Origin of the sequence: Luteibacter sp. NPDC031894 (assembly GCF_050273135.1) — a bacterium.
Lineage (GTDB): Bacteria > Pseudomonadota > Gammaproteobacteria > Xanthomonadales > Rhodanobacteraceae > Luteibacter.
In genome coordinates, this window is sequence record NZ_JBNNMV010000014.1 from 1 (window position 1) to 19,734 (window position 19,734).

The window sequence follows — 19,734 nt, forward strand, 5'->3', positions numbered from 1 at the left end:
TGGCCGCTCGATCCACACCAGCCGGACGAGGTATGTGAATTCTGCGATGGCACAGGAGCCACCCCATGACCGTCCGCGATGAGCTTGAGAGGGTGTTGAGGTTGCTTGCCGATGCCTACACGGTGGACTCTCAGACGTCATGGGAGGCATTCGACGACGAAGCCACCGAACTACTCGTCAGACACGGCCCCGCGCTGTTGGAGGCCATGAAGGATGCGGATCGCTGGCGCACGTTCGTAGAGGCTGGTTGGCCCGTGTGCTTCCTGGGCGAGACATACGACACGGTTAGCGACTTGAATCGGGCCATCGACCGCGCGCGTAGGGGTGGGGAGTGAGTGAGGAACTGAAGCCGTGTCCTTGGTGCCGTCATGTGGATGTCTCTGTCGAGGAATGGAGCGAAAGTGACTTCCAGATGGCTTGCGATAACTGTGGAGCCACCGGGCCAATGGAAGACACACCTGACAAGGCATACATCGCCTGGAACCGGAGGGCCGGGGAGTGAGCGAACAGACGCTTAGTGAGTTGGTGCAGGAGATATGTGGCCCGCAGACGCCCGAGGCTATCCGTGACTTGTTGTGGTCGGCAAGTAGCTACCCTTTCGGTGATTCTGAGTCGATCAGAAAGACCCTGACCGAGTCTTGGACAAACGGCGGTGGGACAGTAGACGGAGCCATCGCATGGTCTGCGGATGAGCTTGATCGCGCCTGGGAAGAAGGGCGCGCAGAACGAGAGAGGACTGTGGAGTGAAGCTAAAAACACAACGCCACGAGACGCACGGCTATCCGGTGTTCTTCACCGCCTGTCGTGCAAATGTGGAGCACGACGCGGCCATGGCCCATGCGCTGGTGCAGGCCATTAGGACGCACTGTCACGAAGTCTTTTGCGACAGGATTGAGGAAACGGCTGACGAGATTCTTGCGGAATGGGGGTATGGCGATGGGTGCGGCTGAGCGGTTACCTCATCTCTACACCGAAGCCGAGGCGGCTGAATACCTCGGTGTGAACGAACTGACTCTGTACCGATGGCGAAAGCGAGGTCAGATCGCCTGCATCATGGTGGGCAAGTCGCCCCGCTACACCGAACAGCACATCACGGATTATCTGAAGGCCCGCGAATGCCAAGCTTCAAACTCGGCCCCTACTCCATCGAACGCCGGAAAGGCACCGCGAACTGGCAGCGTACCTGGCGGGATGAGCGAGGGGTCAAGCAACGCGCTTCTCTTGGCACAGCAGATTTTGAGCGCGCGAAAGAAGCCCTAGCCGAATGGTACGTGGCCCATGGGCGAGTCAGGGACGTAAAGCCCGCGGAGGCTCCAATCATCTCCGTGCTGACGCGCTATCTGGCACGTCATGGGTCAGTCATCCCGAGCAAGGACACGGCCAAGCGTGCCGTCGCTCTTTGGGGCGAGTTCTGGAAGGCTCGCACGGTGGCCGACATGACCGTGGACGCCCAGGAGGAATTCGTGGCGTGGCTTCGCGCGAAGGGCTACAGCGAGGGTTACGTGCGCCGGGTACTGGCTGTCGGTAAGGCTGCGCTCAATCGCGCCTGGAAGCGCCAGGAGGTCACGGAGGTGCCATGGATCGAGCTACCGCCCATTGGCGAGCCCTACCCCCACACGGCATCAGACGACCAGCTCGCCGCCTTCCTGAATGCTATTCCGGAAGACTCGCACCTTTGGGCCTACTGCATGATCCGTCTGAATACAGGATGCCGGGACGACGCGGCGAGGGACTTGCAGCCGTTCCAGATCGACTGGGCAGCCAACCTCATCCGGCTAAACCCGGAGGGCAGGCAGCAAACGAAGAAGTACCGGCCCGTAGTGCCTCTGACGGCTACGCTTAGGCGCGAGCTAGAGGCGCTGGATGCGGCCTACTACGTGAACTGGCACGGCAGGCACATCGGGTCGATCAAGAAAGCGTGGGCGAAGGTCAGGCGTAATGCCAAGCTTCCCGAGTGGTTCGCCCCCAAAGTCTTCAGGCACACCGTCGCCACGGAGTTACGCCGCCGTGGCGTACCTCACTGGGAGGTATCCGGCCAGATTGGACACAAGCGGGCCGGAACCAGTGAGATCTACGCGAAGTTTGACCCGGACTATCTGGGCGCTGCGCGTACTGCACTTGACGCTTGGATGGCTGACCTATCCCGAAAAGTCCCCCGAATGAGGGGCCAGTCCGGGGTCAGTCATCTGCGAAAAGTGGTGGGCGGTACAAGGATCGAACTTGTGACCCCTACCATGTCAAGGTAGTGCTCTACCGCTGAGCTAACCGCCCGAAGAGCTGCGCAGTTTACCGGCCCCTGCGGACCCGTGCAAGGGGGTCGGCAGGGGCCTCCGGCCCTCAGCGCAGCGCCCGTTCGCGCAGGCGGTGGATTTCGTCGCGGAGCTTGCCGGCCTCCTCGAACTCGAGGTTCTGGGCATGCTTGTACATGCGCGCCTCGAGCTTCTTGATGACCGAGCCCACCTGCTCCGGGCTGAGGGAGCCGTAATCCGCGGCTTCCTCGGCCACCTTCTTCGCCTCCCTGCCCTTCTTGCCCTTGCCGCCTCGCGAACCCAGGTCGGCGCGCGCGCCTTCCATGATGTCGGCGATGCGGCGGACCACGGTCTTCGGCGTGATGCCGTGGGCGGTGTTGTATTCGACCTGCTTCTCCCGACGACGGGCGGTCTCGTCCATGGCCTCCTTCATGGAGCCCGTGATCTCGTCCCCGTAGAGGATGGCCTTGCCGCGCACGTTACGTGCCGCGCGCCCGATCGTCTGGATGAGCGAGCGGGTGGAGCGCAGGAAGCCTTCCTTGTCCGCGTCGAGGATGGCGACCAGCGACACCTCGGGCATGTCGAGGCCCTCGCGCAGGAGGTTGATGCCGACCAGCACGTCGAACTCGCCCAGGCGAAGGTCGCGGATGATTTCCGTACGCTCCACCGTGTCGATGTCCGCGTGCAGGTAGCGCACCTTCACATCGTGCTCGGAGAGGTAATCCGTGAGGTTCTCGGCCATGCGCTTGGTCAGCGTGGTCACCAGCACGCGGTCGCCCATCGCGACCCGCTTGTGGATCTCGCCGAGCAGGTCGTCCACCTGGGTGCGGACCGGACGCACTTCCACCTCGGGGTCGATGAGGCCCGTCGGACGCACGACCAGTTCCACGATGTTGCCGTCGGAGCGCTCCAGTTCGTACTTCGCCGGTGTCGCCGATACATAGATCGCGCGCGGCGCGCGGCGCTCCCATTCCTCGAACCGCAGCGGACGGTTGTCCATGGCCGAGGGAAGACGGAAGCCGAACTCGACGAGGGTCTCCTTGCGCGACCGGTCGCCCTTGTACATGGCGCCGAGCTGCGGCACGGTGACGTGCGACTCGTCCACCACCATCAGCGCGTCCGGCGGCAGGTAATCGAACAGGGTCGGCGGCGGCTCGCCCGGGCCGCGCCGGGTCATGTGCCGCGAATAGTTCTCGATGCCCTGGCAGAAGCCGACTTCGGCCATCATCTCGAGGTCGAAGCGCGTGCGCTGCTCGAGGCGCTGCGCCTCCACCAGTTTGTTGTCGCGGTACAATTGCTCCAGGCGCTCGGAGAGCTCGATCTTGATCGTCTCCATCGCGTTGAGCACGCTTTGCCGCGTACTCGCGTAATGCGTCTTCGGATAGACGGTATAGCGAGGCACCTTGCGCAGGACTTCGCCGGTCAGCGGGTCGAATAGCGAGAGGTTCTCGACATCGCCGTCGAAGAGCTCGATGCGCAAAGCCTCCGATTCGGATTCCGCCGGAAACACGTCCACCACCTCCCCGCGCACGCGGTAGGTACCGCGGCGCAGTTCCATCTCGTTGCGCACGTATTGCAACTCGGTGAGCTGGCGGATCAGCGCGCGCTGCTCGATGTGTTCGCCGCGCGAGAGGATCAGGCGAAGACTCATATAGTCCTCGGGATCGCCAAGGCCGTAGATCGCCGAGACGGTCGCGACGATGAGCGAATCGCGCCGCGACAGCAGTGCCTTCGTGGCGGCAAGTCGCATCTGTTCGATGTGGTCGTTGATGCTCGAATCCTTCTCGATGAAGGTGTCCGACGCGACCACGTACGCTTCCGGCTGGTAGTAATCGTAGTAGCTGACGAAGTACTCCACCGCGTTGTGCGGGAAGAACTCCTTGAACTCGCCATACAGCTGCGCCGCCAGCGTCTTGTTCGGGGCCAGCACGATGGTCGGCTTCTGGATCTTCTCGATCACGTTGGCGATCGTGAAGGTCTTGCCGGAGCCGGTCACGCCGAGCAAGGTCTGCGCGGCAAGGCCGGCCTCGAACCCTTCGGTGAGACGTTCAATTGCCTCGGGCTGGTCACCGGAGGGCTTGTAGGGGGAGACGAGCTGGAAGCGATCAGTCATACGACAGGATATGCTGGTTCGGACGCCGAGTTTAAAGCGCTGCCGCCTACGCGCCGTGATGGGGGGCACCGACTGGCCGTGCCACCGGCCGCCCCGGATGGTGGGAGGCCGTGCTCACCGTGTCGGATCATGCCCCGCCTGCGTCTCCGCGGATTCACCTTGGCCGAAGTACTCGTCGTCCTGGCGGTCTCGGCCCTCGTCGGCAGTCTCGCCCTGCCGGCCCTCAGCGACGCCATCGCGCGCCATCGCCTGCGCGCCGCGGCCGACGACCTGCTCGAGACCCTCCAGAATGCGCGCAGCATGGCGGTATGGCGCGATCGTGGGACCATTGTCTGCGCCAGCAGCGACGGCCGGACCTGCACGTGGTCGGCCGACTGGAGCGGCGGGTGGATTGGCCGGGCTCGCTCGGGAGCGACCGTCTTCACATCATCGGCGGCTTTGGACGGCAAACTCGCCGCACTGCACCGTTCCGGCCGCCACGGGGTCGATTTCACCCGAAACGGCACGTCTCCCGGCACGAACCAGACCGTCGTCCTCTGCGTGCGAGGCCGCCCCTCCACCGCCGTCTCCATCGTCATCGGGAACGCCGGCCGGCCCCACCGGCAACCGGCAGCGCCGGACGATGCGGCGCAGTGCGCCAGGGCCACTCCGCGAACGCGCTGACGGCGCTTGACAGCCCCTCCCCAGTTCCACAAAATACGTGGCTCCCCGCCCGAATAGCTCAGCCGGTTAGAGCACTTGACTGTTAATCAGGGGGTCGTTGGTTCGAGTCCAACTTCGGGCGCCAGGTTTTGAAAGGGTCTGCAGCGATGCAGGCCCTTTTTCTTTGGATGCATCTCAGGGGAACACCGCCATGAAATCCATCGCCATGACTTTGGCCCTTGCCGCCTCGATGCTGTCCGCGCCGGTCAGTGCGAGCAGTGATACCGGCGGTGATCTCTACACGTCGCTGAAGCGCTTCGTGGATTCCGTCGAGGGCGAACCGCCTGCTCCCGACGATGCCAAGGATGCCGCCATGTTCCAGAGCGTGGGCTACGTGCTCGGCGTCTGGGACGGCATCATGATCGCGCGCGTCACGGCCAGGAAGGACACGAGCTGCATGCCTGCTGGCGTATCGAACGTCGCACTGGCTCGAACGATCCTGCGCCACATCGATGCGACGCCGAAGGATCGCTCCACCAGCAGCACGATCGCCGTGGCCAATGCGCTGATCGAGGCGTATCCATGCCTCAAGGATACCAAGTAGCACCGTCGCGGCCCCGCCACATGCACCTCAAGGGCACGTTTCTTAGTGCAAGTGCCTCAGCTTGTCCGGATTCCGCACCACGTAAATCGCAACGATCTTTCCATCCTCGATGTCGAACGCGGTCGTCTGCAACTCGCCGTCGCTCTCCCGCGAGACGAATCCCGGCAGGCCATTGATGAAGGCGAGGCGGACGAAGGTCGATCCGTTTTCGCGGAAGATTTCCGCGAGCCGCCGCTGTGCGGTCATGACGGCCTCGACGCCCACGATCGCTTCTGTCACTGACGCCCGCTTGCCACCGCCATCGGCGTGGATGCTGACGTCGGCGGCGAGGATGGCTTCCAGCGCGTGCATGTCACCCTGTCGGGAGGCGGCGAAGAAGGCCTGCGCAATCTCCATGCCGCGCCACTTTTCCACCTTGTACCGCGGTCGTGCCTCGCGGACGTGCGTTCGCGCGCGGGCCGCGAGTTGGCGACATGCGGCAGGGTCGCGATCGATAGCCTGCGCGACCTCGGGGAACTCCATGCCGAAGACGTCATGCAACAGGAAGGCGGCGCGCTCGAGTGGCGAAAGGCGCTCGAGCGCGAGCATGAGGGGCAAGGTGATGTCATCCTCCTCGACATCCTCTTCCACGAGGGGCTCGGGAAGCCACGTGCCGACGTACTTCTCGCGCTGGTGCCGCGCGGATTTGAGTTGGTCCAGGCAAAGGCGCGTGACGGTCCGATGGAGGAAAGCCGTCGGTTTGCGGATGCCGCCGCGGTCGGCTTGCATCCAGCGGATATAGGCTTCCTGCACGACATCCTCGGCGTCGGATACGGACCCGAGCATGCGATACGCCACACGGATGAGCTTCGGGCGCGCCAAGCTGAAGCCCAATGTCGCGTCCCCTGGCGCTTCCCTCTCCATCAGGCCGCTGCCTCCGCCGCGGAAGCCTTGATCGCGGCTGGATCCGCCCACAAGCCGAAGCCGACCGCGATGCGGTTCCATCCGTTGATGATGTTGATCGACACGGCCAGCTTGACCTGTTCCTCGTCGGTGAAATGCGCTTTCAGGTCAGCGTAGGCCTGCTCATGGTCTTGTCCTTCGCAAAGCCGCGTGAGCGCTTCCGTCCAGCCGAGGGCGGCACGCTCCCGGTCCGTATAGCAAGGAGCATCGCGCCATGCCGCGAGCAGATCGATGCGCTGGTTCGTCTCCCCGACGGCACGGGCTTCCGCCACGTGCAGGTTCAGGCAATTGGCGCAGCCGTTGATCTGCGAGGCACGCAGCTTCACGAGTTCCGTGAGGCGCGGCTCGAGGCTCGACGCGCCGGAAAGGCCGATCATGGCCCGCTGCCATTCCTTCATGAGCTGCGGAGCGGCGGCGAAGAGATCGATTTTTGCGGTCATGGCGGGTGTCTCCGTGGTTGGTTCACCACCCCATGACGAGCGAGCCCCTGCCGGTGTGACATCCGCCCATCGTGGGGCGCAAGCTATCAGGCTAGGAGGCGCGCAGTGCCGCCAGCAGGTCCGCGCGCCCGTACGGCTTTTGCAGACGCGTGTGGACCGCGGGCGTCTGATCCGGCAGTTCGGCGTAACCGCTGGCAAGCACGACGTGGATGTCCGGATAGGCCTCCGCCACATGCGCCGCCAGTTCCATGCCGGTCATGCCGGGCATCGCGTGATCGGTGACCAGCACCGACACGGGCGACTCGCCCAGCACCTTCAATGCCTGCTTCGCCGACGATGCGCCGATGGCATCGAACCCTTCGAAGCAGAGCATCTCCACCGTCGTGGACAGCACCAGCGGATCGTCGTCGACCACGAGGACCGATGTCACCGTCTCCGCCGCACGTTCGGCGGATGCCGCAGCTTCCCGTGGTTCGGTCGCCGACGCCGTCTTTGCAGACAGCTCGGCCGAAGGAGCCGCCGCATGCGCCAGTGGCAGCCAGATGTCCACCGTCGTACCGCCCGGGCGGGAACTGCTCAGCTTCATCGCGCCGCCGCATTGCTGCACGATGCCGTGCACCATGGACAGCCCCAGGCCCGTGCCCTTGCCCACGCCCTTGGTGGTGAAGAATGGCTCGGTGGCCCGCTCCAAGGTGGCCGCGTCCATGCCCTCGCCGTTGTCGACCAGGGAAAGGCGCACGTAATCGCCGGGAGAGAGGCCGAGCCCATCGGGGTCGAGGACTTCTTCGGTACGGCCGGATATCTGCAACGTGCCGCCTTCCGGCATGGCGTCACGGGCATTGACGGCCAGATTCAGCAGACAGAGCTCCAGCTGGTTCACGTCGGCGAGGACCGGCGGCAAGGACAGCGGGAAGCTGGCCTCGACGGTGATGCCTGGACCCAGCGACGTGCGCATGAGGTCGGACATGCCGTACACGAGGTCCGCGACCTTCACTGGCGCCAGGTGCAGCTGCTGGCGACGGGCGAACGCGAGCATGCGTTGCACCAATGCCACGCCACGCCGAACGCCGTTCAGCGCATTTCCCACCAGGGTACGTCCGCGCGACGGCAGACCATCGACCTGGGTAAGCAGCTCGAGGTTGCCGTGGATGGCCATCAGGAGGTTGTTGAAATCGTGCGCCACGCCGCCTGTCAGCTGGCCGATGGCTTCGAGCTTCTGCGACTGGAACAGCGCGTTGCGCGCCTGCTCCAGGGCGAGCGCCGCATTGCGCTTCTCGGTAACGTCGCGGGTGACCTTGGCGAAGCCGATGAACTGGCCGTTGTCGTCGTCGATACGGTCCAGGATGACGTGCGCCCAGAAGCGCGTGCCGTCCTTGCGTACCCGCCAGCCCTCGGTTTCCAGGCGTCCCCGCTCCTTCGCGGCCACGAGGTTTTTCCAAGGCTCGCGGGTGGCGACGTCCTCTGGCGTATAGAACATCGAGTAATGTGACCCGATGATGTCGTCGGGCCGGTACCCCTTGATCCGCTCGGCACCGGAATTCCAGCTGGAGACGTTACCTTCCGGGTCGAGCATGTAGATGGCGTAATCCGCGACACCCTGCACCAGCAAACGAAATTGCTCGTGGCTGCGCCGGAGTTCGTCGATGTTGTCGCGGTTCATGGCCTGCCTCTTCCCCCGGTCGCGCACCCTAACCACGCGCGCCTCACGAAACCGTGAAGGTTCCTTCACTCTCCCCTGCCAAGTCAAACTCAGTTGTCGATCTGGGCGATCTCCGCTACCCGGCCGTCGACCACCTTGAACTGGATCGACTTGCCGCGACGGTAATACTCCAGCCGGTAGCCTTCGAGGCCCCCGCGGCGGGTTTCGATCGGCGTTTCCCGGTCCGGCTTGCCGGCCACCTGGCGCAGGCGCCCTTCGCTGTCGCCGGTGGAGATCACCTGGGAACCGAACCGATAGGTGTCGGCAGCGGCGGCCGTGGCAGCGAGGGAAGCCAGGATGAGCACAGCGAGGGCACGCTTCATGGGGAACTCCTTGTCGGGATGCCGCGAAGCCTATACCGCTTCGTGCGGACCGGCCAAGCCAGCCCCGGACAACGAGGCCGGCCGGCTCAGGCCCGCGAGACGTGCGGATTCCCCGCGACGAGCCAGCGCCAGAGGAGGTCGGTCCCTTCGCGGATGCCGATGCGGGCCGAACCGGGCGCATCGTCCGGAGGTGCCGTGCCGTCGTCGACCACGGTGTAGCCGTCGCGCGCCCTCACCAGGTCGATGCCATTCTGTTCCCCGGTGATCCCCAATGCCTGGGTCAGGCGCGCCGGGCCGCTGCACAATTCCCGGTCGCGGCGGACCTTTGGCCGTGCTTCGCGCATCTGCTCGATGCCAGCGAGCGGTTCGAGTGCGCGAATGAGCACGCCCGAGCCCTCCCCTTCGTCACCGCATACGGTGTTGCAGCACCAGTGCATCCCATAGGTGAAGTACACATACATGTGACCCGGCGGCCCGAACATCACGGCATTGCGTTTGGTCTTCCCGCGGAACGTATGCGCGGCCGGGTCGATGGCACCGACATACGCCTCCACTTCCACGATGCGCCCTGCCCGTCCGTCGGCGCAGGCAAGCACCTTGTTGAGGAGTTCGGGAGCGACGACGCGCGCGTCGCGATGGAAGAAGGAACGGGGAACGATGGCGCCGGGCCAGCGAGGTCGACGTGCCGCCATCAGGGCTCCACCGGTTCGCCGTCGGTATCCGGATCGGGACCCGGCCGCTCCACCGGTTCATGCTCGTACGGCGGCGGCGAGGTGCCAGGGTGCGGACGTTCGGTATCGGGGACGGGGCGGTATGGTCGGGGCACGGCGGCGATCTCCAGCGGGCGCTCCGCGCCATCGGCACGGGGCGGCTACGCGGTTCGCGGCCACCCCGTGCCTGGGTCGATCAGAATACGCCAAGCAGCCAGCAGATGAGCACGATGGCGAGAATGACGCCGATGCCGCCGCTGGGCCCGTAGCCCCAGCCGCTGGAATAACCCCAGGTGGGAAGGCCACCGATGAGGGCGAGGATCAGGACGATGATGAGGATGGTGAAAAGCATGGGCGTCTCCGGCAGTGGGCCAGTGAGGCGCATCCTCGCGCGACAACCCGTCTAGGAGTCGTGACGTCCCGAAACTGTACGCGCGTTGCGTTCAGCGACGTGAAGGCCGGGGTGACAGATCGCCGCCCCGGTCCTCGACTCACGTGCGAACGACGTAGCAGGGCTCGTAGGCGGTGCCGCCCGGAAGCTTCATGCGGTGCTGTTCGACGAACGCCTGCAGCAGGTCGTCGAGCGCGCGCATGATCTCGGCCTCGCCGTCGATCACGAACGGTCCGTACTGCTCGATCGCCTTGACGCCCTCTTCCTTGACGTTACCGGCGACGATGCCCGAGAACGCACGGCGCAGGTCGGCCGCCAGTTCGTGCCGCGGACGGCCACGATGCAATGCCAGCGCCGCCATGGCCTGGTGGGTGGGCCGGAACGGCTGCTGGAACGACAGGGGAATGTCGAGCGCCCAGTTGAAGAAGAACGCGTCCTTGTTATCCAGGCGATGGTTGCGCACCTTGTCCACGCCGGAAACCATCGCGTGGGCGACCGCTGCCGGATCGTCGATGATGATCTTGTAGTGCCGGGCCACGTCGTCGCCGAGCGCGAGGCGGAGGAAGCGATCGATCTGCTCGAAGTACGCGGCGGATTTCTGCGGGCCGGTGAAGATGAGGGGGAACGGAATGTCCTTGTTCTGCGGCAACAGGAGGATGCCGAGCATGTACAGGATTTCTTCCGCCGTGCCCACGCCGCCCGGGAACACGATGATGCCGTGACCCAGGCGGACGAACGCCTCGAGGCGCTTCTCGATGTCCGGCATGATCACGAGGTTGTTGACGATCGGGTTCGGCGATTCGGCCGCGATGATGCCCGGCTCCGTCACGCCGATGTAGCGATTGCCCTTGCGACGCTGCTTGGCGTGGGCGATGGTGGCGCCCTTCATGGGGCCCTTCATGGCGCCAGGACCGCAGCCGGTGCAGATATCCATGCCGCGCAAGCCGAGCTGGTAACCGACACGCTTGGTGTATTCGTATTCGTCGCGCGAGATGGAATGGCCACCCCAGCAGACGACGAGGTTGGGATCCACCTGCGGACGCAGGATGCGCGAGTTGCGCAGGATCTCGAACACGGCGTGCGTGATGCCCACGGTGTCGTCGAGGTCGAACGCGCCGGCTTCGAGTTGCGTCGAGACGTAGACGATGTCACGTACCACGGCGACGAGGAGCTCGTTGATGCCGCGGATGATGCGGCCGTCGACGAAGGCCTGCTCAGGCGCGTTCTTCAACTCGATCTTGATGCCGCGGTCTTCCTGCAGCACCTGGATGTCGAAGTCGGGGTACTGCTCGAAGATCGTGCCGGGATCGTCGGAAAGATTGCCGGAAGTCAGCACCGCCAGCGCGCAGCGGCGCAGCAGTTGGTGCAGCCCGGACCCGCTGGCGTCGCGCAGGCGCGCCACTTCGTTGCGGGAAAGGATGTCGAGGCCGCCGGCCGGCGAAACGCGTGCACTGACGGTTTTGCCGCTGACCGGCTCCCCGAACTGAATGGCATTCATGGTGTTACCTGTCCTTCTGACCGCGAATTAGCGGCGAACCCCGCCCCGGGGTGGGAGCGGACCGCCTAGGATCACGCGACTGCTTGGCGGGGGTCAAGCCCGCCCGGGCAGCCAAGAAAAAGCCGGCACCCTTTCGGGTGCCGGCTCGGTGGCACGAAAGCGAATCCTTCGCTTAGAACGTGTAGCGGACGGTCAGCATGGCCGACCAGCGCGAGACCGGGTTCAGCTTGGTCGCGCTGTTGTCCGTGGGGGCGTCGTAGACGGCCTTCTGGCCCGGCTGGTAGTTGCCATTGGCATCCGTCGGCAGGTTGTAGATGTAGTTGCCGTTCGCATCCACGCCACCGAAGGCGGCGAGGTTACGGGTGTACGGGAAGCCGATGTACGACTGCTGGCCCCAATCCTTGTTCACCAGGTTCAGGAAGTTGTAGATGTCGAGACGGATCTCGCCCTTGTTGCCCTTGAAGATACCGGGCACTTCCTGGCTGATGCTCAGGTCGATCTGGTTGACCCAGGCCGACTGGGCGCCATTGCGACGCGCCACGTCACCCTTGTGCTTGCGCAGGTAGTCGTCGTGCTGGATGTAGTCGTAGAACTGGTCGACCAGCGCCTGCGACGCCGCAGCCGTGCCCTTCGAGTTCATGAAGACCGTGCCATCGCCGCGGTTCGGGATGTACGCCAGGTCCTTCGAGTAGCTGTCGCCATTGGCGTCGTTGCTGAAGATCCAGCTGTACGGCACGCCGTCATGGCCGTCGTAGAACGCGCTGACGGTGGTGGCGTAGTTACCGAAGAAATTGTGCTGCCACGTGATCGACGCATTGAGGCGACGCGCGATGTTGGTGTTGGCCGTGGAAGCCACGTCTTCGTTCGGGTTGTACCAGGCGCTGTTCGAGTAGTTCGACGTGGCCTGGCTCGAGGTGCCCGGGTTCACTTCCGTCGAGTGACCGCCGGTGGCCGCGACGCTCCACGACCAGCCGTTCTCCATCGGCTTGGTGAACGACAGCGTCACCGTGTCCGCACCGCCCTTGCTGGTGTTGGTCAGGTAGGTGACACCCTGGGCGAAGCGACGATCCTGGCGATAGCGCGCATTTGCGCCACCGGTATTGGAACCGGTGAGGTTGCCCGCGCAGCTCGCACCCGTCGCACCGCCCACGGCCGTCGCGCCGCCGATACAACCGGCATAGGTGTAGCGGCCGTCAGGCAGCACGCCCGTCGGATCACCGAGGTTGAGGTTCTGGTACAGGATGCCGTCCTGCACGTCGAGGTGCTGCCACTCGATGCTGGCGATGATGCCCTGCCACGGCAGCTCACGATCGAACGCCAGCGAGGACTTCCACACGCTCGGCAGGTTGAAGTTCTTGTCGACCGTGTCGACGGCCATCTGCGGCGCGGTGCCCGCACCGCTGGTCGGCTGGTTGTGCGGATCCGGGCTGAACACCGGGCACGGAATATTCTTCTGCGAACCAAGGTTGCAGAGGCCGTTGGCCTGACGATCGTACGAATACGTGACGATGTTGATACCGTTGTTCTGGTACGGGTTCGTCATCCACACGGTCGGCGGATCGGACTGGAACAGGCCCACGCCGCCGCGCAGCTGGGTCTTGTATTCGCTGTCGAAGGTGTAGTTGAACGACAGGCGCGGCTCGACCAGCTGCGTACCGTTGATCGTGTTGGCGTTGCTGAAGCCGTAAGCCTGCTGGAACGTCGAGTTGTACAGCGGCTTGTCGTCGGTCAGGTACTTGTTGACGCGGAAGCCGTACTGCACCGACAGGTTATCCGTCGCCTGCCAGGTGTCCTGCAGGAAGAACGTATGGCGGCGCAGTTCCCATTGGGCGGCGATGTCGTTGATCGAATAGCCCGGCGCCGGACGGTAAAGCGAGTAGTTGCTGTACAGGCCCGCCGGGAAGTTGGTCAGGCCGTCGTTGCCGAAGGTGTACGCGCCGAACTCGGTGCGGCCGAACAGGTTGTAGATGCGGTTGCGCTCCCACTCGAAGCCACCCTTGATGGTGTGGTCGTCGAGGTACAGCGTGCCTGCCCACATCGCGTTCAGCGTCTTCACCGAGGCGGAGTTGTAATGGCTGAACTGGTCTTCGCCGAGGTTGACGGTCGGGCCGGTCGCGCTGGTGCCGAAATCGGTGCTGTTGATGCGAACGCCGATCTGCGGCTGCTGGACGTCCACCGAGCGGTTGAGCTGGTAGTCGCTGTAGCCGACCTTGGTCTCCGACGAGAAGTTGTCGGTCCAGTCGTCGAACGACTGCAAGGTGTAATTCTTGATGTCGCTGTTGACGGTGTACCAGTAGCTCGACAGGCCGATCGCATCGGGGAAGTTACCCTGCGGGTTCGGCTTCACTTCCTTGGTACGCGAGTACGCAAGGTTCATGCGGTGGCCGTCGGTGATGTTCCAGTCCAGCTTGGCGATGTAGCGCTTGTCGGTCAGCGTACCGGCGTTCGCGCCCGTCGAGCCCGGCTGCAGGCCGAGACCGCGCGCGGCGTCGATGATGCTCTGCAGGTCGGCCGGAGCGATCTTGTTGCTGGTGGAGCTCGACAGGGACGGATCCAGGCCATTGGTCGCACCGGAACTCAGTCCCGTGACTTCTTCCTTCTCGTAGCCCGCGAAGAAGAACAGCTTGTCCTTGATGATCGGGCCACCCACGGTGGCGCCGGCCGTCCAGTTACGGTCGAACTCGTTGTAATCGCGGTTGTCGTCGAGCCAGCCGGCCTTGCCGACCATGCTGCTGGCGTTCTTGAAGCCGTAGTAAACCGAACCGTGGAACTCGTTGGTACCCGACTTCGTGACGGCGTTGATCTCGGCACCGACGGTATCGGACGCGACGTCGTAGTTGGCGGTCGAGATGTTGAACGAGTCGATGGTGTCGAGCGACACCGGCGAGCCGACGGTCGGCATGCCGGTGGAATTCAGGCCGAACGGGTCGCCCACGCCAAGGCCGTCGACCTTGATGTTGTTGAGGCGCGTGTTCTGGCCATTGGCCGAGATGGCGCCCGTACCGTGGTCGACGTTCACGCGCGGATCGCGGCGGGCGATGTCGGCGATGTTGCGGCTCGGCGACGGCGCGGCCTTGAGCTCACGCTGGGAGATGTTGGTGCCGAGGCCCTTGTTCTCCGAAGTGAACTGGCCCGAGACAGCGGAGACGGTGACCGCGCCCAGCGCGGTGGCGTCGGCCGTGTTGGCGGCGGACGCCGTGAGGTTCACCGCCGTGTCGCTGCCCAGCTGCAGGTAGACGTTGTCCTGACGCACGGACGGCATGCCGTCCTTGGTGGCCGTGACGTCGAACGGACCACCGACGCGCAGGCCCTGGGCCGAGTAACGGCCGCTGGCATCGGTGATGGTCGTCTTCGACGTGCCCGAGGGCTCGTGCACGATCACGACCGTGGCATTCGCCACCGGCTGGCCGGCGGCGTCGACGACGCGACCGCTGATCGTGGAGGACGTTTCCTGCGCGAAGGCAGGTGCCGCGAGCAGCGATGCGATCGCGAACGGCAGAAGTTTGGCGCGGACTCGGCTATTCATTAATGGTCGACCCTGTGGCTTGCAACGAAAAATTTTTTGGCCAAACGGATCGCTACCTGGCGCTGGGCCGGGTGTGGTGCTTTCCGCGTGGTTTCCCCAATCTCTGGCTGTGTCGTCTCGGTATGCGCCGGGTCCTGTCCATGGACGCGGTGGCGACAGTTGTTAAGCCAACTTTAACGGCATTGTATGACACTTTTGTAACGTTTTCACGCCCGTTTGATAAATACCACTTTTTCCTATACGAGCGATCGGGACGCGCACGTCATTGTTTCACCAACGTTTTACAGAAACACGAATGTGTGAAGGCGGCTCATTGTAAGAGCCACCTTTTTCTGCGCACACGGGTGGAAAGCGTCAGACCTTGCCGAGGTAACGCGAGCGTTTGGCGGGCTTGAGAGCGGCCAGATCCAACATGACCAGACCGTCGACGCAGCCGGAAAAATCCGGGTCCTCGCCGAAGGCCAGGAATTGGACGCCTTCCGGCTCGACCAGGTCCACGTACTGGCGATAAAGCACCGGCAACGTCACGCCGAGGGCATCCAGGCGGTGCTTGAGCTTGCCTAGGCCAGCGGCAGCGTCCAGGCCTTCCAGCTCACGGCGCACGGCATCGATGGTGGATTCCGGGATCACGAACGGCAGACGGGCGGCGGCCAACCCCGGAGCCCCGAAGAAATGCTGGTGCGCGGCGGCGATCCATTCGCGCGCCTCGCGCGGCATGCTCACGGACATGCTCACGGGACCGAACAGGTAGCGCAGGTCGCGATGACGCTGCAGGTAGAGCCCGATGCCCTGCCATAGCTGGTCGAGGGCACGCGAGCGCCAATACGCCGGCGCGATGAAGCTGCGACCGAGCTCCAGGCCCTGGGCGAGACGCGACTCCAGCGCCGGCGAATAGTCGAACAGGCTCGAGGTATACAACGCGCTCATGCCGTGCTCGGCGATGAGGCGCCCGCCATGACCGAAACGGTACGCGCCTACGAGGCGCAGCGCCTTCGCATCCCACAACACCAAGTGCTCGTAGAGCGGATCGTACGCGTCCAGATCGCGGCGTTTGCCCGTGCCCTCACCCACCCGACGGAAGGTGAGCTCGCGCAGGCGGCCGATCTCACGCATGGTGTAGCTATCGGAAGAGCCCTGCACGAGCAGGATCTTCTTGCCGTCCGGCAGTTCGGCGAGCAATTCGGCCTTGTCGAGTTCGGCGACGACTCGCTCCACCGGCTCCGGATGGGCCAGGGGCGTCTGTCCGCCGAACACCAAGCCACGCTGGCGCGCCACGCGATAGACATGGCGACGCATGAGCTTCGCCGCCTGCTCCGACGAGCCGCCGCTGGCCTGCTTCAGTTCTTCCGCGTCGACCAGCTTGCCGATGCGGAAACCCACGCGCTGGCGACCCGAGGTCGCCTCGCGCGGAAGCATCGCCGTGCTCAGCGGCTTGGCGAGCATCGAGAGGCCGTAGAACGCGACTGAATTGCGCGCGGCGATATGCACTGGCAGCACGGGCACGCCGGCGCGCATCGCGATGCGCGCGAAGCCGTCCGACCACTTGCCGTCGCGCACGCCACCGGCACGCACGCGGGACACTTCGCCCGCGGGGAACATGATGAGCACTTCACCCGCGTCGATCGACCGGAACAAGGCGCGCATCTTCGAGGTGGCGCCCTTGCCGAACACGTCCACCGGCAGCAACAACGAACCGAGCTGCGGCACGGCCGCGAGCACGTCGTTGCCGAGGATACGCACATCGCGCCGCACCGAACCGATCAACTGGACGAGCGCGATCGCATCCACCATGCCCAAAGGATGGTTGGCCACGACGATCAGCGGCCCCTCGACGGGGATGTTCTCGCGCTCGCGCTCGGTGACACGGCAGCTGACGCCGAGGTTGTCGAGCGTCTTCTCGCAGAAGTCGAAACCCTGGGCCGTGCCGGCCAGTTCCAGCGTCCGGTTGAAACGGCTTTCCTGGGCAAGACTTTCCAACATCCCCACGATCGGCCTGCGAAGGCGCGGATGCTGCGCTAGCCACGGCACGCGTTCCAGCAGGGTCTGATCGATGCTCAGCATGGCTTGGGCTCCCTTAGACGTCCACATGCTCGCGGGCAATTATGACAGCAACCCTACCGCCACGTATGTTCTTACGGCAATGTGCCGAAGGTGGTTCAGACGGCGATATGCAGATAAGCGGACAAGCCGGTGAGGAACATCTGAACCGACAGGGCAATAAGCAGCATGCCCATGAGCCGTTCCATCGCCGTAAGCACGCTTTCGCCCAGCCAGCGGAACAGGAACGTGGAGCTGAGCAGGATGATCGCCGTGGCCAGCCAGGCCAGGAAAAGGGCGATGCCCCACTCGGCCGTTCGGCCCGGCTGGGAATTGGTCAGCAGCAACAACGCGGCCATGGCGGAGGGACCGGCCACGCCGGGGATCGCCATCGGCACGATGAAGGGTTCCCCTTCGCCCGGCTTGCCGAACACGCCGCCTTCCACCGGCGGGAAGACCATGCGGATGCCAATGAGGAACAGGACGATGCCGCCGGCGATGCTCACCGACTCCTGGCGCAGCTGCAGCACCTTGAGGATGTATTGGCCGCCGAGCAGGAAGGCGACGAGGACCGCCAACGCGATGAGCAGCTCGCGGACCATCACCTTGCGCCGGCGCTGCGGCGGGACGTCCTTCAACAGGGCCAGGAACAACGGGATGTTGCCCAGTGGGTCCATGATCAGGAACAGCAGGATGCCCGCGGACAAGGTCGTCATCTGCGTTTCCATGGGTAAAGCTCCTTAACCGCGAATGTCGAGCACGGCGCCGCGCGCATCCGCGCCGGCACCGGAAAGCAAGTAGACGATGGCTTCGGCCGGGGCGGTCGGCAACGGTTTTTCCAGCGTGTTTTCGCCGTAGTAAGCGGCGCGACGCAGGGCCGTGCGCATCGGCGGCGGGAGCAGCGCATGCACGCGCAGCGCGCCGCTGCCGTTCTCGGCGTGCAGTACGGCGGCAAGGCGCTCGACGCCGGCCTTCGACACGCCGTAGCCGCCCCAGTGGGCACGCGAGACGAGGTCGGGATCGTCCAAGACGAAGACCACCGCGCTGTCGTCCGCCTTCGTCAGCAAGGGCATGCACGCCTGGGTCAGTGCGAATGGCGCGGAAACGTTCACCTGCATCGCGCGCAGCCAGTCGTCCGGCTTGTGCATCGCGATCGGCGTGAGCTCGTTGAAGTGCGCGGCCGCGTGCACGATGCCATCCAGCCGGCCGAATTCCTTTTCGATGCCTTCGGCGAGCGCGGCGTAGTCGGCCGGCGTGGCGCTTTCGAGGTCGAGCGGATGGATCACGGGCTCGCCGCCGCCGAGCGCCACCAGCTCGTCGTAGCACTTCTCCAGTGCGCGCACCTTGCGGCCAGTGATGACCACCGTGGCGCCCGCGCGCGTCACCGCCTTCGCGGTCTCGCCGCCAAGGCCACCCGTGGCGCCTGTCACGATCACGACGCGGCCGCTCAACGCGCCCTCGGCGAGTGCCCAATCGTCGGGCAGTCGCGCGGACGGCAACGCGCTCACGTCGCGGCCCCCGCGACGTCGGCAGCCATGCGTTTCAGTTCGCCCGCGGCGTGCAGGTCTTCGACGATGTCGCAACCGCCAATGAATTCCCCCAGGAGGAACAGCTGCGGGAACGTGGGCCAGTTGGAGTAATGTGGCAGCCCCGCGCGGATACGCGGATCGGCGAGCACGTTCACTGCATGGAACGTCGCGCCCGCGGCCTGCAAGGCTTTCACCGCGCGATCGGAAAAGCCACAGGTCGGGTATTCCGGCGTGCCTTTCATGAAAAGCACGATCGGTTGGGCCGCCACGATGGCCTTGATCTCGTCTACGACGTCCATAGCTCGGTTTTCATCATTAGAATGCGAGTAGTTGCATAGTGTAGCAGCGCTGGCACCACGCCTCCCTGCCACGCCCATTCCCCCCAGCCACCGCTAAGGAGTCCACTATGGCGTTCGAATTGCCCCCGCTCCCGTATGAGAAGAATGCCCTGGAGCCTCACATCTCCGCCGAGACCCTGGAGTTCCACCACGGCAAGCACCACCAGACCTACGTCACGAACCTCAATAACCTGATCAAAGGTACGGAGTTCGAGGGCAAGAGCCTGGAGGACATCGTCAAGACCTCCTCGGGCGGCATCTTCAACAACGCCGCGCAGACGTGGAACCACACGTTCTACTGGCACTCCATGCGCTCCCCCGGCGGTGCCGAGCCGCCGGCCAAGCTCGCCGACGCTCTGACCAAGGCTTTCGGCTCGGTCGACAAGTTCAAGGAAGAGTTCAGCAAGCAGGCCGCCGCCAACTTCGGCTCCGGCTGGACCTGGCTGGTGCAGCGCCCGGACGGCTCGCTGGCCATCGTGAATACCTCGAACGCGGCCACGCCGATCACCGGCAGCGACAAGCCGTTGTTCACGGCCGACGTGTGGGAGCACGCGTATTACATCGACTACCGCAACGCCCGCCCGAAGTACCTCGAGAACTTCTGGAACGTGGTCAACTGGGACTTCGCGGCGAAGAACCTCGCCTGAGTCCACTAAAAAGGCCGGGTCTCGCGACCCGGCCTTTGTCGTTGTA

21 protein-coding genes and 2 tRNA genes are annotated in these 19,734 nt (G+C 64.5%); 9 read left to right on the plus strand and 14 right to left on the minus strand.

Annotated elements, in window-relative coordinates:
• Positions 1–65 precede the first annotated feature (65 nt).
• The 5 genes from ACQKIE_RS18955 to ACQKIE_RS18975 all read left to right on the plus strand — a co-directional run bounded on the left by ACQKIE_RS18955 (position 66) and on the right by ACQKIE_RS18975 (position 2,246).
• A complete protein-coding gene (locus ACQKIE_RS18955) occupies positions 66–335 on the plus strand; it encodes a hypothetical protein (protein WP_427462083.1) in 270 nt (89 codons plus the stop codon).
• A complete protein-coding gene (locus tag ACQKIE_RS18960; RefSeq protein ID WP_427462085.1) occupies positions 332–502 on the plus strand; it encodes a Lar family restriction alleviation protein in 171 nt (56 codons plus the stop codon). The genes ACQKIE_RS18955 and ACQKIE_RS18960 overlap by 4 nt, the downstream gene beginning before the upstream one ends.
• Positions 503–743: 241 nt before the next feature.
• Positions 744–950 (plus strand): hypothetical protein, encoded by a 207-nt coding sequence (locus ACQKIE_RS18965; protein WP_427462087.1) that lies wholly within the window; start codon positions 744–746, stop codon positions 948–950.
• Entirely contained in the window at positions 937–1,260 is a 324-nt protein-coding gene (locus tag ACQKIE_RS18970) for a helix-turn-helix domain-containing protein (protein ID WP_427462144.1), read from the plus strand. The genes ACQKIE_RS18965 and ACQKIE_RS18970 overlap by 14 nt, the downstream gene beginning before the upstream one ends.
• Positions 1,261–1,436: 176 nt before the next feature.
• Complete coding sequence (locus ACQKIE_RS18975) at positions 1,437–2,246, plus strand: tyrosine-type recombinase/integrase (protein ID WP_427462146.1); 810 nt, start codon at positions 1,437–1,439, stop codon at positions 2,244–2,246.
• Here ACQKIE_RS18975 and ACQKIE_RS18980 read toward each other — a convergent pair.
• A tRNA-Val gene (locus tag ACQKIE_RS18980) sits at positions 2,197–2,271 on the minus strand. The two genes, ACQKIE_RS18975 and ACQKIE_RS18980, sit on opposite strands and share 50 nt — an antisense overlap.
• A gap of 66 nt (positions 2,272–2,337) precedes the next feature.
• Positions 2,338–4,362, minus strand: a complete 2,025-nt coding sequence (gene uvrB, locus ACQKIE_RS18985) for an excinuclease ABC subunit UvrB (protein ID WP_427462089.1) — start codon at positions 4,360–4,362, stop codon at positions 2,338–2,340.
• 129 nt (positions 4,363–4,491) lie between these two features.
• Between uvrB and ACQKIE_RS18990 the strand changes: the two genes are divergently transcribed.
• From ACQKIE_RS18990 to ACQKIE_RS19000, 3 genes are all read left to right on the plus strand, one after another.
• Positions 4,492–5,025 carry a GspH/FimT family pseudopilin gene (locus ACQKIE_RS18990; RefSeq protein ID WP_427462091.1) on the plus strand — a complete coding sequence of 178 codons (534 nt, stop codon included), beginning with the start codon at positions 4,492–4,494 and terminating at the stop codon, positions 5,023–5,025.
• Positions 5,026–5,072: 47 nt separating this feature from the next.
• A tRNA-Asn gene (locus tag ACQKIE_RS18995) sits at positions 5,073–5,149 on the plus strand.
• Positions 5,150–5,215: 66 nt separating this feature from the next.
• The gene (locus ACQKIE_RS19000; protein ID WP_427462093.1) at positions 5,216–5,608 is read left to right on the plus strand and encodes a Rap1a/Tai family immunity protein; all 393 of its coding nucleotides are present in this window, start codon (positions 5,216–5,218) and stop codon (positions 5,606–5,608) included.
• A 42-nt stretch (positions 5,609–5,650) separates the two neighbouring features.
• Here the strand turns inward: ACQKIE_RS19000 and ACQKIE_RS19005 are convergent, their stop codons facing one another.
• The 12 genes from ACQKIE_RS19005 to grxD all read right to left on the minus strand — a co-directional run bounded on the left by ACQKIE_RS19005 (position 5,651) and on the right by grxD (position 19,002).
• Positions 5,651–6,592 (minus strand): sigma-70 family RNA polymerase sigma factor, encoded by a 942-nt coding sequence (locus ACQKIE_RS19005; RefSeq protein WP_427462095.1) that lies wholly within the window; start codon positions 6,590–6,592, stop codon positions 5,651–5,653.
• On the minus strand, positions 6,511–6,990 hold the full coding sequence (locus tag ACQKIE_RS19010; RefSeq protein WP_427462097.1) for a carboxymuconolactone decarboxylase family protein: 480 nt from the start codon (positions 6,988–6,990) through the stop codon (positions 6,511–6,513). The genes ACQKIE_RS19005 and ACQKIE_RS19010 overlap by 82 nt, the downstream gene beginning before the upstream one ends.
• A gap of 91 nt (positions 6,991–7,081) precedes the next feature.
• Entirely contained in the window at positions 7,082–8,650 is a 1,569-nt protein-coding gene (locus ACQKIE_RS19015) for an ATP-binding protein (RefSeq protein ID WP_427462100.1), read from the minus strand.
• 89 nt (positions 8,651–8,739) lie between these two features.
• Positions 8,740–9,012: a DUF2845 domain-containing protein gene (locus ACQKIE_RS19020; RefSeq protein ID WP_427462102.1), complete on the minus strand. Its 273-nt coding sequence runs from the start codon at positions 9,010–9,012 to the stop codon at positions 8,740–8,742.
• A gap of 86 nt (positions 9,013–9,098) precedes the next feature.
• The gene (locus ACQKIE_RS19025) at positions 9,099–9,704 is read right to left on the minus strand and encodes a DNA-3-methyladenine glycosylase (RefSeq protein WP_427462104.1); all 606 of its coding nucleotides are present in this window, start codon (positions 9,702–9,704) and stop codon (positions 9,099–9,101) included.
• A gap of 214 nt (positions 9,705–9,918) precedes the next feature.
• Positions 9,919–10,074 carry a DUF3309 family protein gene (locus ACQKIE_RS19030; RefSeq protein ID WP_427462106.1) on the minus strand — a complete coding sequence of 52 codons (156 nt, stop codon included), beginning with the start codon at positions 10,072–10,074 and terminating at the stop codon, positions 9,919–9,921.
• A 139-nt stretch (positions 10,075–10,213) separates the two neighbouring features.
• Entirely contained in the window at positions 10,214–11,611 is a 1,398-nt protein-coding gene (gene ppnN / locus ACQKIE_RS19035) for a nucleotide 5'-monophosphate nucleosidase PpnN (RefSeq protein ID WP_427462108.1), read from the minus strand.
• A 172-nt stretch (positions 11,612–11,783) separates the two neighbouring features.
• On the minus strand, positions 11,784–15,137 hold the full coding sequence (locus ACQKIE_RS19040; RefSeq protein WP_427462110.1) for a TonB-dependent receptor: 3,354 nt from the start codon (positions 15,135–15,137) through the stop codon (positions 11,784–11,786).
• Between the two features lie 354 nt (positions 15,138–15,491).
• On the minus strand, positions 15,492–17,198 hold the full coding sequence (locus ACQKIE_RS19045) for a lysophospholipid acyltransferase family protein (protein WP_427462112.1): 1,707 nt from the start codon (positions 17,196–17,198) through the stop codon (positions 15,492–15,494).
• 95 nt (positions 17,199–17,293) lie between these two features.
• Positions 17,294–17,890: a YhgN family NAAT transporter gene (locus tag ACQKIE_RS19050; protein ID WP_427462148.1), complete on the minus strand. Its 597-nt coding sequence runs from the start codon at positions 17,888–17,890 to the stop codon at positions 17,294–17,296.
• Between the two features lie 24 nt (positions 17,891–17,914).
• A complete protein-coding gene (locus tag ACQKIE_RS19055) occupies positions 17,915–18,682 on the minus strand; it encodes an SDR family NAD(P)-dependent oxidoreductase (protein ID WP_427462114.1) in 768 nt (255 codons plus the stop codon).
• Positions 18,679–19,002 (minus strand): Grx4 family monothiol glutaredoxin, encoded by a 324-nt coding sequence (gene grxD / locus ACQKIE_RS19060; protein WP_427462116.1) that lies wholly within the window; start codon positions 19,000–19,002, stop codon positions 18,679–18,681. Before grxD ends, ACQKIE_RS19055 begins: the two co-directional genes overlap by 4 nt.
• Before the next feature lie 107 nt (positions 19,003–19,109).
• Here grxD and ACQKIE_RS19065 point away from each other — a divergent pair, with 107 nt between their 5' ends.
• Positions 19,110–19,688 (plus strand): superoxide dismutase, encoded by a 579-nt coding sequence (locus ACQKIE_RS19065; protein WP_427462118.1) that lies wholly within the window; start codon positions 19,110–19,112, stop codon positions 19,686–19,688.
• The last annotated feature ends 46 nt before the right edge of the window (positions 19,689–19,734 follow it).

What these genes read in the sequence shown, in the direction of transcription:
- ACQKIE_RS18955 (WP_427462083.1), top strand. Translation starts at nt 66, where the DNA reads ATGACCGTCCGCGATGAGCTTGAGAGGGTGTTGAGGTTGCTTGCCGAT.
- ACQKIE_RS18970 (WP_427462144.1), top strand. Translation starts at nt 937, where the DNA reads ATGGGTGCGGCTGAGCGGTTACCTCATCTCTACACCGAAGCCGAGGCG.
- ACQKIE_RS18975 (WP_427462146.1), top strand. Translation starts at nt 1,437, where the DNA reads ATGACCGTGGACGCCCAGGAGGAATTCGTGGCGTGGCTTCGCGCGAAG.
- uvrB (WP_427462089.1), bottom strand. Translation starts at nt 4,362, where the DNA reads ATGACTGATCGCTTCCAGCTCGTCTCCCCCTACAAGCCCTCCGGTGAC.
- ACQKIE_RS18990 (WP_427462091.1), top strand. Translation starts at nt 4,492, where the DNA reads ATGCCCCGCCTGCGTCTCCGCGGATTCACCTTGGCCGAAGTACTCGTC.
- ACQKIE_RS19000 (WP_427462093.1), top strand. Translation starts at nt 5,216, where the DNA reads ATGAAATCCATCGCCATGACTTTGGCCCTTGCCGCCTCGATGCTGTCC.
- ACQKIE_RS19005 (WP_427462095.1), bottom strand. Translation starts at nt 6,592, where the DNA reads ATGGAACCGCATCGCGGTCGGCTTCGGCTTGTGGGCGGATCCAGCCGC.
- ACQKIE_RS19010 (WP_427462097.1), bottom strand. Translation starts at nt 6,990, where the DNA reads ATGACCGCAAAAATCGATCTCTTCGCCGCCGCTCCGCAGCTCATGAAG.
- ACQKIE_RS19015 (WP_427462100.1), bottom strand. Translation starts at nt 8,650, where the DNA reads ATGAACCGCGACAACATCGACGAACTCCGGCGCAGCCACGAGCAATTT.
- ACQKIE_RS19020 (WP_427462102.1), bottom strand. Translation starts at nt 9,012, where the DNA reads ATGAAGCGTGCCCTCGCTGTGCTCATCCTGGCTTCCCTCGCTGCCACG.
- ACQKIE_RS19025 (WP_427462104.1), bottom strand. Translation starts at nt 9,704, where the DNA reads ATGGCGGCACGTCGACCTCGCTGGCCCGGCGCCATCGTTCCCCGTTCC.
- ACQKIE_RS19030 (WP_427462106.1), bottom strand. Translation starts at nt 10,074, where the DNA reads ATGCTTTTCACCATCCTCATCATCGTCCTGATCCTCGCCCTCATCGGT.
- ppnN (WP_427462108.1), bottom strand. Translation starts at nt 11,611, where the DNA reads ATGAATGCCATTCAGTTCGGGGAGCCGGTCAGCGGCAAAACCGTCAGT.
- ACQKIE_RS19040 (WP_427462110.1), bottom strand. Translation starts at nt 15,137, where the DNA reads ATGAATAGCCGAGTCCGCGCCAAACTTCTGCCGTTCGCGATCGCATCG.
- ACQKIE_RS19045 (WP_427462112.1), bottom strand. Translation starts at nt 17,198, where the DNA reads ATGCTGAGCATCGATCAGACCCTGCTGGAACGCGTGCCGTGGCTAGCG.
- ACQKIE_RS19050 (WP_427462148.1), bottom strand. Translation starts at nt 17,890, where the DNA reads ATGACGACCTTGTCCGCGGGCATCCTGCTGTTCCTGATCATGGACCCA.
- grxD (WP_427462116.1), bottom strand. Translation starts at nt 19,002, where the DNA reads ATGGACGTCGTAGACGAGATCAAGGCCATCGTGGCGGCCCAACCGATC.
- ACQKIE_RS19065 (WP_427462118.1), top strand. Translation starts at nt 19,110, where the DNA reads ATGGCGTTCGAATTGCCCCCGCTCCCGTATGAGAAGAATGCCCTGGAG.